This window comes from Nonomuraea basaltis, assembly GCF_005893125.1.
Lineage (GTDB): Bacteria > Actinomycetota > Actinomycetes > Streptosporangiales > Streptosporangiaceae > Nonomuraea > Nonomuraea basaltis.
Genome location: NZ_VCJS01000012.1, coordinates 1 through 12,242 on the forward strand (window position 1 = coordinate 1; position 12,242 = coordinate 12,242).

10 protein-coding genes are annotated in these 12,242 nt (G+C 71.4%); 3 read left to right on the forward strand and 7 right to left on the reverse strand.

From position 1 onward, the window contains the following. From EJK15_RS72650 to EJK15_RS07885, 3 genes are all read right to left on the reverse strand, one after another. Positions 1 to 212: hypothetical protein (locus EJK15_RS72650; RefSeq protein ID WP_206060714.1), on the reverse strand; the 212-nt coding region annotated here is incomplete at its 3' end. A 169-nt stretch (positions 213 to 381) separates the two neighbouring features. Beyond that, positions 382 to 1,890, reverse strand: a complete 1,509-nt coding sequence (locus EJK15_RS07880) for a hypothetical protein (RefSeq protein WP_138709716.1) — start codon at positions 1,888 to 1,890, stop codon at positions 382 to 384. A 183-nt stretch (positions 1,891 to 2,073) separates the two neighbouring features. Further along, positions 2,074 to 2,634: a YbhB/YbcL family Raf kinase inhibitor-like protein gene (locus EJK15_RS07885; protein WP_138709717.1), complete on the reverse strand. Its 561-nt coding sequence runs from the start codon at positions 2,632 to 2,634 to the stop codon at positions 2,074 to 2,076. Positions 2,635 to 3,292: 658 nt separating this feature from the next. Between EJK15_RS07885 and EJK15_RS07890 the strand changes: the two genes are divergently transcribed. Both EJK15_RS07890 and EJK15_RS07895 read left to right on the forward strand, forming a co-directional pair. Further along, positions 3,293 to 3,814, forward strand: coding sequence for a PH domain-containing protein (locus tag EJK15_RS07890; RefSeq protein WP_138709718.1), 522 nt, complete (start codon positions 3,293 to 3,295; stop codon positions 3,812 to 3,814). After that, entirely contained in the window at positions 3,811 to 5,436 is a 1,626-nt protein-coding gene (locus EJK15_RS07895; protein ID WP_240776823.1) for a PH domain-containing protein, read from the forward strand. The genes EJK15_RS07890 and EJK15_RS07895 overlap by 4 nt, the downstream gene beginning before the upstream one ends. Positions 5,437 to 5,670: 234 nt before the next feature. Here EJK15_RS07895 and sepH read toward each other — a convergent pair whose 3' ends face one another. Both sepH and EJK15_RS07905 read right to left on the reverse strand, forming a co-directional pair. Then, positions 5,671 to 8,178 carry a septation protein SepH gene (sepH, locus tag EJK15_RS74265; RefSeq protein ID WP_240776824.1) on the reverse strand — a complete coding sequence of 836 codons (2,508 nt, stop codon included), beginning with the start codon at positions 8,176 to 8,178 and terminating at the stop codon, positions 5,671 to 5,673. 160 nt (positions 8,179 to 8,338) lie between these two features. Beyond that, a complete protein-coding gene (locus EJK15_RS07905) occupies positions 8,339 to 9,286 on the reverse strand; it encodes a S8 family serine peptidase (protein ID WP_138709719.1) in 948 nt (315 codons plus the stop codon). Between the two features lie 112 nt (positions 9,287 to 9,398). Between EJK15_RS07905 and EJK15_RS70305 the strand changes: the two genes are divergently transcribed. Then, on the forward strand, positions 9,399 to 10,181 hold the full coding sequence (locus EJK15_RS70305) for a hypothetical protein (protein WP_171074171.1): 783 nt from the start codon (positions 9,399 to 9,401) through the stop codon (positions 10,179 to 10,181). Here the strand turns inward: EJK15_RS70305 and EJK15_RS07915 are convergent. Continuing rightward, positions 10,178 to 11,455: a D-arabinono-1,4-lactone oxidase gene (locus tag EJK15_RS07915; RefSeq protein ID WP_138709720.1), complete on the reverse strand. Its 1,278-nt coding sequence runs from the start codon at positions 11,453 to 11,455 to the stop codon at positions 10,178 to 10,180. The two genes, EJK15_RS70305 and EJK15_RS07915, sit on opposite strands and share 4 nt — an antisense overlap. Before the next feature lie 43 nt (positions 11,456 to 11,498). After that, positions 11,499 to 12,221 (reverse strand): polysaccharide deacetylase family protein, encoded by a 723-nt coding sequence (locus EJK15_RS07920; protein WP_138709721.1) that lies wholly within the window; start codon positions 12,219 to 12,221, stop codon positions 11,499 to 11,501. Between the last annotated feature and the right edge of the window lie 21 nt (positions 12,222 to 12,242).

The following is a 12,242-nucleotide window of genomic DNA, read 5'->3' on the forward strand; positions in this document are numbered from 1 at the left end:
TACCGGTCATGCACCCGAGCCGACGGTGTCCCACAGCCGCGGCAGGCCACCCCCTCCGAGCCCGTACGGGCCGCGATCCTCAGGCGGTCACCCAGATCCTCCACCTGGTCAAGGACCAGGCCCCTCAGGTGCGGGAACAGCATGTACAGCAGACCGACTTCCCTGCCGATGAGCTCGTGCAGCACAATGGCACCCCTACGGCCGTTCTTCATGATCAGATCTTGGCGATCCAGATCGTGGCAGAACGGCCGTTCTCACGCGCAACGCGTTACGCGATCGCTACCACCCTCCATGCAGCCCCGGCCTCACTCGCGCCTGGAAGTCGCACTCCGTGACCGCTCCCCGGCAAATGCACCAGACCCACATAAATGGCGGCTGGTATCAGCGGTAGTAGTCGTGCGGGAAATCCTGCTCCGACGAACGCCGGTGGCCGCCGCGGTTGTCATTGCCGCCCTGGGGCGGCTGCGGCTGGTCGCTGAACATGTCACCGCCGTAGCCCGGCCAGGTCGCTTGCGTGCCGTTCGCGGGCGGCGGCACGGGCCATGCGGCGGCGGGGCTGGTGGTGATGTCGCCCGTCTCGTACGCGAACGTGGTTGACGGCATCGGCGGCGTCGGTGTCGACAGCACGTCGTCGTAGGCCGCCGCCGAGACCGCCCTGCTGGGCGTCGTCGGGATGCCGGTGGCGGGGGAGGGGCCGGTGAGCGGGTCGGAGTCGTCGGCCACGGCCCAGCCGGCGCGCACCTCGTACGAGGCGGGATAGGACGAGCGCCCGGCGGGCTGCTCGAACGCCGGCCACGAGCCCGCCGTTTCGAAGGAGGCGGCCGGGGCGGAGTCGTCCAGTATGTCGGGCGAGGCCATGGCCGGCCAGGAGCCGGAGGCGGTGGGCACGGGCGGGCTGTTCCACGTGGTGTCGAGCGGGTCGGCCCCGCCGTTGTAGGCGGGGAACGGGTCGCTCGTCGGGGCGCCGTGGATGGGGGCGGGGTGTGCGACTGGGAACGAGCCGCTGGACGTGGGGCCCGTGGCGGGGAACGAGCCGCTGCCGCCGGCGGGAGAGGCAGGGAAGGAGCCGCTGCCGTTCGCGGGGTACGAGCCGCTGGACGCGGGGTACGAGCCGTTGCCGTTCGAGGACGGCTGCGGGCGGGGGGACGGCACCGGCTCGGGCCGCGTGGGGGGCGCAGGCTGGGTGCCCATGCCGAGAATGCTCATCACGTCGCCCGTCGGGGCCGCGAACGTCATGGTGCGCTGGTCCGCCAGCTCGCTCTGCGAGGGGGCGGGACGCTTGGCGGGCTCGACCAGATCGGCGAGGTTGGCCGTCGCGGCGGCCGCGGGAACCTGGCGCTGCGGAAGCGGGGCCTGGACGGTGGCCGCGTTGGGGTCGGCGGCCACGGGCTGGGGTTTGGCCTTGCGCTCGCTCCGCCGCTCGGCGGGACGCTCCGGCCGGCTCGGGCCTTCGGCGGCGCGCTGCGGCTGCCGCTCGCGGTCGTCCGGGCGGGCGGCGGCCTTCCTGGCCGCCACGGTGCCGCCGGCGCCGAAGCCGCCCTGCTCCGCGTCGCTGCGGATGTTCGCCCAGAACTCCTCGTCCTCGTCGTCCGAGGACGGGTTGCCCCACTCATCGACGCCACGCCTGCCACGCTGGCCGGTACGCACCGGCTTCGGCTGCTTCACCTCGTCAATGGGGCTGAAGTCGGGACTGAAATTGTTCATCCGCGGTTCGTGCGCCGCGAACTCGTCCGTGGAACGAGCGTGGGTCATCTCCTCCTTCTCGGCCATCGCCTTCAGCCGTTCCGGAGGGAGCGAACTCTCCCGGCGACTCATCGAACGCATGCCCAGTGCCACGACGACGAGCACGAGGAGCACGACAGCGACCAAGCTCACTACAACCGCGGTCATTGCACCACCCTCAAAGCCATGGCCTCCCTCTGGCGCCGGTGAGATCGCGCGGCCATCGACGCGACCTGCCCCTTTTGATCACCAGTGCCTAACGATTGGATCTGATTGTGTCGGACCACTATGAGCGTTGTCACACCCTAAGTGCAGAATTGGTAACCACTACTACCTGCCGTGTCCGGGCTCTCACTCGATGTCAACCGCAGTGAGGCGGCCGCGGGCTATGGTCTGGTCCGCGATCTCCTTGAGGATCATGGGAAGGGAGTCATCCTTCTTGACCTTGCCGTTCAGCGTGTAGACGGTGAAGCGGTAGCTGCCCGGGTCGCACGGAGGCTCGTAGCCCACTTTTCCGCTGGTCACCTTCGCCTGCCCGGACCCTTCCGGAGGGTCGGCGGCGGCGTTCGGCCCCAGCTCGGTCGTGGTGGCGGGGATGTTGTAGAGCACCCACTGCACGGCCGAATCGGATGGAGTATGTGAATCGACCACGATCGCGATCGACTTCGCCTCGGACAGCGGCTGGCTCGACCAGCGTAGCGGCGGGCTTTCCTGCCCGGCCTTGCAGGAGTATTCGCGCGGCAGCGGCTGGCCGTCGCGCAGCTCCGGGCTCGAGACGTTGATCTCCGCGATGTCCTTGGCTTGGGATTTACCGATCAGGCTGCCGCAACCCGACAGCGCGAACGCCGCAATCACCACCGTCACACTGACAGTGATGCGTCGCACGCGTGATGCCGTGTTACACAGCCCCATGCCGGACGATGCTACGCGGGTATCGGCGATGCGCAGACCGTTTCCCGATGGTCGGTCGTCGGTAAAGGATCCGAAATGGGTTGGAATGGAGGCATTCGGGCAGTGAAGTTGGCCACATCCGTCACTTCAGCCCCCGCCTGAGGGGTCGAATCGGGTCGTATCGGGGGCCCTTGCCGACCTGCTGGGGCCCCGCGACGGGTCGCGGGGCTGGATCCGTACGGTGGCACGACAATACGGCCATTGGTTTCGGTCGCCGCCCACCGGCAAAAATCAGGTGCGGCGGATCGCCGCGAGCTGTATCGGGTGGGATCCGGGCGGGCAAATGCGCCCGGGGCGGCTGAAGTCGCTGCGGAGCGGCTGCCATGAGCAGGGGGCCGGCGTGTGCCGGCGGACGGCGGCTGCCACGTTGCGTGAGGCGCTCGCGCTGTGGTGCGGTCTCGCGCTGGCCCGGCCTGGATTGGCACGAACGTGGCGCCGCCGAAGTGGCCAAGCTCGACAGCCTGCGGCCGGCCGCCATTGAGCATGGCACCGGGGCCGGGGCCGGGCGGGCAGACACGCCGCGGCCATGTGGATCTTTACCACCCCGCCGGCGGGCATGTGGATCTTTACCGCCCCCGCCGGCAGATCGCCCGCCGGGTTCGCGCCCTAAGCTGGCCTTGTGACCACAACAGGCCCGCTACGCGATCCGGCGAACCGCGTCTCGCCCAAGGCCGTACGCCTGTGGCTGCTCGAGGCGCTGGTCGCGTTCGTGTTCTTCCTGGGCGGCTCGATCCTGGTGTCGCGGTGGGTCGGCGGAAGCGGGTGGCCGTGGGTGCCGGACTGGTTCGCCGGCAACTCCTGGCTGCTGCCTGTGGCGGTCGTCGTGCTGCTCCTCCCGTTCCTGGCGGCCGAGCCGTTCGTACGGTACGCCGTGCATCGCTGGGAGCTCTCAGGTGACGTCGTCTACGCCAGGTCGGGGTTCCTGACCAGGGAGTGGGTGTTCGTGCCCGTGAGCCGCATCCAGACGGTCGACAAGGGGCAAGGGTGGTTCGAGCGGATGCTCGGACTGGCCACTCTGGAGATCCGCACCGCGTCCCATGCGGGCTCGTCCACGATCAAGGGTCTCGACTACCGCGTGGCGGCGGGGCTCGCCGAGCAGCTCGCGCACCGGGCCGAAGAGCTCAGGGACGACGCGACATGACCGACCCCCTGCCGCCCGGGGACGGCTCCTCACCCGAGCAGCCGCCCTCGCCGGAGCAGCCGCCAGGGCCTGCGCCGCTCCCCGCCCGGGCGCCGCTGCGGCTGAGCCCGAAGGTGCTGCTCATCGATCCGGTACGCATGCTGCCCTCGCTGCTCCTGCCCCTCCTCGGCGTGCTGTTCGTGGGCGGTTTCTCGGCCAGGTCGTACGGCTGGGCGACGCTCGGCGTCGTCGGCACCGTGGTGTTCGCGATCGTTCGGTGGGCCACCTTCACGTACGAGATCGTCGGTGACCGCCTGGAGACGAAACGGTCGCTGATCAGCCGTTCCGTCCGTACCATCCCGCTGGAGCGGATCCGCGGCGTCGACGTGTCCACCCCGCCCATGCACCGGCTGCTCCGCCTGTCCGTACTCAAGATCGACACGGGTGCGAGCGGCGGCGGCAACGAGGAGGCCGAGCTCGACGGGGTCACGCTGGCGGAGGCCGAACGGCTCAAGGCGCTCCTCCTGCGGCGCGCGGCCCGCCCGGAGGACCACGTCCCGCACGCCGCGGCGGCCGGGCCCGCCGAGCGGCCGATCATCAGCGTGCCGCGCAGGTGGCTGCTGTACGGGCCGCTGTCCGGCGCGTACCTGCTCACCCCCTTCGCGCTCGCCGGCGGCGCCGTGGGGCTGGCGTTCCAGTGGGGGGACGAGCTGGGGTTCGGGCGGGATGCCGCCTGGTCCGCGGGGCAATGGCTCTGGGACCGCCCCTACCTGCTGCTCGTCGTGGCCGTGCTGCTCGTCATCGCGATGCCCATCCTCGGCGGGCTCATGTACGCGGTCTTCAACTGGGACTTCAAGCTCAAGCGGCGCGACGGCTACCTGGTGGCGGAGCGCGGGCTGATCAACCGGCGCAGCGTGTCGCTGGAGTCGGAGCGGGTGCGCGGCTACGAGATCGTGGACGGACTCGCCGAGCGGTGGGCGGGGGTCGTCCGCGTGTGGGCCATCGTGACGGGGCTCGGCGACTCGCAGACGCGGGGGCAACTGCTGCCCGATGTGCCGCGCCCGGTCGCCATCGAGGTGGCCGCGAACGCGATCGGCCCCTATACGGCCGCCCTGCGCCGCCACCCACCCGTGGCCCGCAACCGCCGCCTGTTCCGCGCCATCTTCCCGTGGGCCCTGATCGTGCTGGTCAGCGCCGTGGCGATCGGGGCGACGGGCATGATGCTGTGGTGGATCCTCCTGGCGCTGGCGCTGCTGCTGGCCGGTGCGGGGATCCCCTTGGGGCTCGACAGGTACGCGTCGCTGGGGCACGGCTACGACGGGATGCGGGTGGCCGTACGGTCGGGCTCGCTGCGCCGCTCCCAGGCTGTCGTCGAACGGCGGGCGGTGGTGGGCTGGCGGCTGCGGCAGACGTGGTTCCAGCGGCGCGCCGGGGTGCTCACGCTGATCGCCGGCGTTGGGGCGGGCAAGGGCGGATACGAGGCGCTCGACGTCTCGGAGGCTCAGGGGGCGGCATTTCCCGCCGAGGTGACACCGGAGTGGCTCGCACCCTTCATGAGACCGCCCGCCACGGAGTCGCACGTCGTGAAGCCACCCGCTGCGGAGCCGCCGGCTGCGGAGCCTCGGACGCCGCCCGCGGAGTGAATTGCGGGCCGTCGATGCCGCGCCGCATTGTGTCGTTGAATCCTCCGACGGCGCACTCTTCCAGCAGGCGCTCGCGGATGCCTCAGGACGAGGGCGGTGCCGGTGTGAGGGCGCTGTGTTGGCCGGGACGTTGCGGCGGGATGCCGGCGACGGCGCGATGGACAGGTGCTGGGTGTGGCAGCACGCCGGAGATCCCGGTCTGGATGTACGCCGAGGCTGGTCCGTGGTGGTGGGTCAGTCCTGGCGGCGGGCGCCGAACATGATCTCGTCCCAGGTCGGGACCGAAGCGCGGCGGCCCCTCGAGCCCTTGCGCGCCGGGCGGGCAACCGGAGCGGGGGGCGGGGACGGCACCGGTACGGCGTCCTCCTCCTTGGCCTCGTCCTTGCCTGCCCGCGCCGCCGGCACCTTGGGCTCGGCGGGGGCGGGCTTCGGCTTGGGCGTCGGAGCCTTGGTCCCCTTCACCGCCTGCTTGGGCTCGCTCGGCTCAGCCTCAAGCTTCGCACTCTTGGGCTCAGCCTCTGGTGCGTCCTGCGCTGCCTCGGCATCCGCCACCTTCGGCTTCTCGGCCTCCACGACCTTGGCCGCCGTCTTGGTCTCCGCGACCTTGGCGGTCTCGGTCTCCGCGACCTTGGCCGTCTCGGCTTCTGCGACCTTGGCCGCTGTGGACTCTGCCACCTTGGGAGTCTCGGGCTCTGCGGCCTTGGAGGTCGTAGGCGCTGCAGCCTCGGGCGCCTGAGCCTGCGCGACTGCCTGCGTCTCCGTGACCTGGGCTTCCGTCGCCTGGGGCTGGGTCGGGGCGGCTGCCGCCGTGGGCGCCGTCGCGTCCGCCGGTTGGCTGGGGGTCTCGGCCGTGGCGCTCGTCGCAGGGGCAGAGGCGTCCGCCGACGTAGCCGCGTCCGCACCGGGAGACGTGGCGGCGGAAGACGTGGTGGCGGAAGACGTGGTGGGAGAAGCGGCGGTGCCGGCCTCAGCGGTCGCGGCCGTCGAGGCGGCCGACTCGGTGGCGGCCGCAACCTCGGAGGGCGCCGCCGCGACCGGCTGGGCAGCCGCGACCGGCTGGGCCGCGGAGGCAGTCTCCGTGGCGAGGGCCGGCTCGGCAACGGAGGTCGGCTCGGCGACGGAGGCTGGCTCGGCAACGGAGGTCGGCTCGGTGACGGAGGCTGGCTCGGCGACGGCGGTCGACTGAGCGGCTGGCGTCGGCTGCGTGGCCGCTTCCGGCGTGGAGAGCGGCTCGGCTGTGGGCGTCGCCTGGGTGACCGCCCCAGGTTGTGCGGCCGTTTCCGGAGTGGCGGTCTGCGCAGCGGCGGTTTGCGTACCAAGCTGAGCGGTGGCGACCGGCTGCACCTGGGCGGCCTCAGGCTGCTGCGGCGCTGTTCGCTCCTGCGGCCTGCTCTGCTGCTGCGGCCCTTGCTCCTGCGGCGCGGCTTGCTCCTGAGGGGCCGCTTGCTCCTGCGTGGGACGCTGCGGCGGAGCCTGGGCGTCCGTGGGGCTCTGTGCCTGCGGCAGGACCCGTTCCTGTGACTGACGGCTCTGCTCCTGCGCCGAGTGGTGCTGGCGCCCGGACGCCTGCTCGCCGGCCGATGTGTGCTCCTGGGCGGTGCGCGGTTCCTCGGCGGTGGGCTGAGAGGACGTGCGGGAGTCCGAAGGGGCGGCGGGGGCGTAGATGGACTCGCTGTCGCGCTCGGTCGAACGGCCGGAGCCGAAGTCGGGCAGCCACGGCGAAGACCCGCCGCGACGGGCGGAGGTCTCGCCGGGACGGGCGTAGCCGGGCTCGCGGGCGGGCGGCTCGGGCCGGGAAGGCTCGCGGGACGGTGGGTCCTGGCGGAGGGCGGACTCACGGGACGGTGGGTCCTGGCGGGTGCCGGGGTCTGCCTGGGGCGGCGTGCCGAAGGAGGCATCCCGGCCCGTGTCGGGGGCCGGGTCGCGCGGGGGAGCGGCGCGGTCGAACGGGGCCTCGCGCGACGGTACGTCCGGGCCGCGCGTGTAGCCGCTCTCCGCCGACCGGGGCGGCGGGTTGTAGCCGACCGCAGGCTCCTCGGGCTCACGCCGCACCGACGCGGGGAACGGCAGCGCGTCGGAGGCCAGCGGCGGCACCGGCTGCAGCTTGGCCACCCGCGGCGCGAACGGCGTCACCGTCGTGTCCTCCACGACGGGCGGCGCGGGGTCGAAGTCGGCCGCGGACAGGTGCAGGGCCTCGTCGTCGTGGGGCGTCACGTGGCGCTTGCGCGGGTCGAAGAGCCATTCGGCGTGCCGCGTGTGACCGTTCCACACGTAGCCGAGCTTGACCCGCCACAGGCCGTCGTCGCGCTTGGCCGAGTCCCAGTCGATCTCGTCGGTGGGCACACCACGCCTGGTCAGCCGCTCCGCGACGAGATCGCCGAGGGTCGGTCCGGGGGCCGACTCGCCCGGCATGCGGACGGCCACCCGCTGTGCCTGCTGTGCGACGTACTCCCGCTCCTGCAGCACCGGCCCCTCGAACCAGCGCACACGCTCGACTGGAATGCCGGCGGTCGCGGCGATCTCCTCCGCGGTCTCTCCGGCGCGAATGCGGGCCTGGATCTCCTTGGGGCGCAACGGACTCTCCACTTCGATCTCGTACTGGCCGAGACGGGAGAAGTTGCCGCGGACGGCAGCACGGAGCCGGTCGTCCACGGGAAGCGTGAAGCGCGTACCTCGTCCGGCTGTAGCCAGCACGAGGTAGGTGCCGTCCTCACTCACCGCGACGAGTCGGAGCTCCTGCATGCGAGTCCCTTCGTCAGCGTCGCCATTCTTCCCCCGGACCCTTGAGTCTCTCGCGTGTGCCGGTTGCCTGCCAGCACCGTACCCGGCATGTCCGAACATCGCCTTCCTGGGATAGCCCCGGGGCGATGTGACGCCGGTCACATTTGTCTGATCCATCCCTCTAGAGCCCGCCGTTGTGCATGAGGAGGTTAGAGGCCCTCGACGGGTTCTGGCGAATCACGCCGCTGGTCGTGGTGCAGTTGAGCAGAGACGTCAGGATGGTCGGATTCGCGCCGGGATGGCGCTCCAGATGGCCGGCGGCGGCCCCCGCGACGTGCGGGGTGAGAGCGGTGTAGGCCGCCCCGCCCGGCATGCTCCGGCAGACGCCGGAGTCGGCCGCCCCGACCACGAACACGCCCGACCGCACCAGGGCGCGGACGGCGGTGTCGAGCGCGGAGGAGCCGGCGCCGTCGATGGAGAGGCTGGCGACGGACGGGCCGCGTGCGTGCCTGCGGATCCAGTCGAGGCCCGCCAGCACGTCGGCCAGCGCGCCGGGGCCGTCGCAGCCGAGCACGCGTACCGAGGCGATCCCGGCCTTGGGTGCCGCGGCGTGGACGCGGCCGGCGACCTGCGTGCCGTGGCCGGTGCAGTCACGCCCGGCGCCGCCGGTGGCGTCGAAGGCGCGCCAGGCCTGGTCCCCGAATTCGGCCCGGCCGGCGTCGACGCCGCTGTCCACGACGTACACGGTGGTGCCGGCGCCGGTGGCCGGGCCGGTGAGCGGGCGGGCGGGTCTCCTGACGGGCATGGGGTGGATCTGCCGGTCGGGCTCGATCGTGCGGACGCGGGGGTCGGTGCGGAGCTCGGCCAGTTCGGCGGCGGTGAGGAAGGTGGCGAATCCGGGCAGCGCCGCGGTGTAGAAGCGGCGCACCCGCCACCTCACCTCGCCGACGAGATTGCGGGCGGCCGCCGGGCCGTGGGCGATGACGATGTAGGGACGAGTAGGTTCGGTGGCTGCGGGGCGCAGGGCGAGTCCTGAGGCGGGCGTCATGGCCAGCGGGACGGCCGTCGTGGCTGCTGTCGCCACGGCCGCGGCGAGATACACGGAGGCCAGGCCGAGTCGTCGGGGCACGAGTTACAAGGGTGCCTGTCGCGCATCTCACAGGAACAACGGGACACGCCTTCACGTCTATTCACGGGACAGTTCTTTACCGAACGCATGACAAGAGGGGACGATCCGGGGGATGGGCGCTGAACAGCGGAGGTTCGAGCTGAGCGTGCCGCAGATCGTGGGCAGCGCCCTGGCCGCGGTGACCGCCGCCGTCGCGGCCTCCTATCTGGGCGTGGCCGGCACGGTGATCGGCGCGGCCGTTTTCAGCGTCGCGAGCACGATCGGCTCCGCCGTCTACACGCACTATCTCAAGCGCACGGGAGAGCGGGTCAAGCAGCATACGCTGGTCGGGCGGCGCGACGATTCCGGCGAGGCGCCCGCAGGCAGCGAACCCGCGGAGCCCACGGGGAGTGAGTCCGGCGAGGGCGGGCCGACGCTGGTCATGCCCGCAGTCGAAGAGCCTCGCAGGCGGTTGCCGTGGGTCAAGGTGGGCGCGGCCGCGGCGCTGGTGTTCGCGATGAGCATGGGCGGCATCCTCGTCTATCAGGCCGTCGCCCAGCAGACGGTGCACGAGCAGATCACCGGCAAGACCCCCAAGAAGGCGGACACGGAGGACAAGGCGCCGGCGGAGCGGACCGTGGTGGAGAGCGATCGGCCCGCGTACACGCCCCAGACGGCCACCCAGGCGCCCGAGACCCCGACGCCCACCCCGACCCCTACGGCGACCAGGAAGCCGACCCCCACGCCGACGCCCACGGAGACGGACACGGTCGCGCCCTCGCCTGCGCCCACCACCACCGCGCCTCCGCAGGAGGGGGAGCGGCCCGATGTGGTCGACGAGGCCCCGCCGAGCGAGCAGGCGGACCGGCCTGACCAGGCGGATCAAGCCGAGCCGACCGCCACGCCCGCGCCCTAGCCGAGCACGAGGTCCAGGTAGTCGTTGGTGAACAGGCGGCGCGGGTCGAGCCGGTCGCGCAGCGCGACGAAGTCGCCGAAGCGGGGATAGACCTTGCTCAGGTACGCGGCGTCCTTGGTGTGCAGCTTGCCCCAGTGCGGCCGCCCGTCCAGCCGCGCCATGATCTCCTCCACGCCCTCGAAGTAGGCGGGGTCGGGCGTCGGCCGGTAGACGTGGCAGGCGATGTACGCCGAGTCCCGCCCGTACGCGGTGGACAGCCAGGCGTCGCTGGGCGGCGTGACCCGTACCTCGACCGGAAAGGTGATCTTCCAGTCCATCCGGTCGATCAGGTCCCGGGTCTCGCGCAGCGCCTGGGCGAGCCGCTCGCGCGGGACGGCGTACTCCATCTCGAGGAAGCGCACGTCCCGCCGCGCCGTGAAGATCTTGTACGAGGTGTCGGCCGACTCCGACTCCCCGAGCGCCGCCGCGCTCACCTCGTTGATCCGCGGGATCAGCTCAGGGAACCGGGCGCCGACCGCGCAGGCCGCGCCGAACACGGTGTTCTCCAGGAACACGTTGTCCAGCCAGCGCTTGACCGCGCTCGGCGGCCGCGCCGGTCCGGGGTGCCGGTTGTTGGTCTTGACCAGGCAGGCGTCGGTGTGCGGCAGCCAGAAGAAGTCGAGGTGCTCGTTCGCGGAGGTGAGCGTGTCGAGCGAGGCGAGGATCTCGCCGAGCGCCAGTTTGCGCCGCCTGTTGTGCAGCAGGAACGCGGGCTCCACCCGGAACGTCACGGCGGTCAGCACCCCGAGCGCGCCCAGGCCCACCCTGGCCGCGTCGAACAGGTCGTCGCCGGGGGAGGCGGTCGCGACGGAGCCGTCGGCGAGCACCAACTCCAGCTCGGCCACCTGATCCGCGAGCCCGCCGCTGTCGCGGCCGGTGCCGTGCGTGCCGGTCTGGATCGCGCCCGCGACGGTCTGCTCGGTGATGTCGCCCATGTTGGCCAGCGCGAGGCCGCGCTCGTCGAGCAGCTCGTTCAGCACCCGGAGCGGGGTGCCCGCCAGCACGGTGACGCGGTCGTCCGCGGACGACCTGATGCCGGTCAGCGCGTGCGGGCGCAGCATGATGCCGTCGGTGAGGGCCACCCCCGTGAAGGAGTGGCCCGTGCCGATCATGCGGACCCGCCGCCCAGCGGCGGCGGCGTCCCGTACGGCGCGTACGACGTCCGCGACGGACGCCGGAGCGCGCACCTCGGCGGGGCTGCCCGACTGGTTCTTCGCCCAGTTCGTGAAGACCATGAGCGCCCCTTCAGAGCGTCGTTCCGTTAAACGTGAACGATAGTCAGTTCTCCCAGCCCGCGGGAACCGGGAAGATGTCGCCGGGCTCGAGCTCCTCCCGCTTGACGATGTCGGACACCGTCACGAGGGTGTAGCCCTTCTTCTGCAGCGACTTGACGATCGACGGCATCGCGTCGACGGACTGCTTCACCCAGTCGTGCATGAGGATGATGCCGTCGCGCTTGGCCACCTCGAGGGTCTTCTTCTTGATGGCCGCGACGTTCTTGCTCTTCCAGTCCTCGGAGCCGCCGGTCCAGAGGATCATCGGCATGCCGAACTCGGCGGCGATGTCGGAGACCTGCAGGTCGGCCATCCCGTACGGCGGCCGCAGCAGCTTGGGCTCGACGCCCGACGCCTTCTTGACGGCGTCCTGGGTCTTCTTGATCTCGCTCCTGATGTCCCAGGTCTCGATCTTCGTGAAGTCAGGATGCTTGTAACTGTGGTTGCCGACCTCGTGGCCCTCGGCGACCATGCGCTTGACGTACGTGGGACGGCTCGTCACGTACTGGCCTTCGAGGAAGAACGTCGCCTTGGCGTCGTACTTCTTCAGCGTGTCGAGCAGCGTGCCCGCGTACTTGCCGGGCCCGTCGTCGAAGGTCAGCGCGATGCACTTGACCTGCTCACAGTCGACCGGGGCTTTCTTGGGGGCTTGAGCGAACGCGGGCGCCGGGGCGAGGGTGACGCAAACAGCCGCGATAGCAAGGAGTGAACTGATTTGTCGGGACATAAATAGAGCTTCCATTGTGAT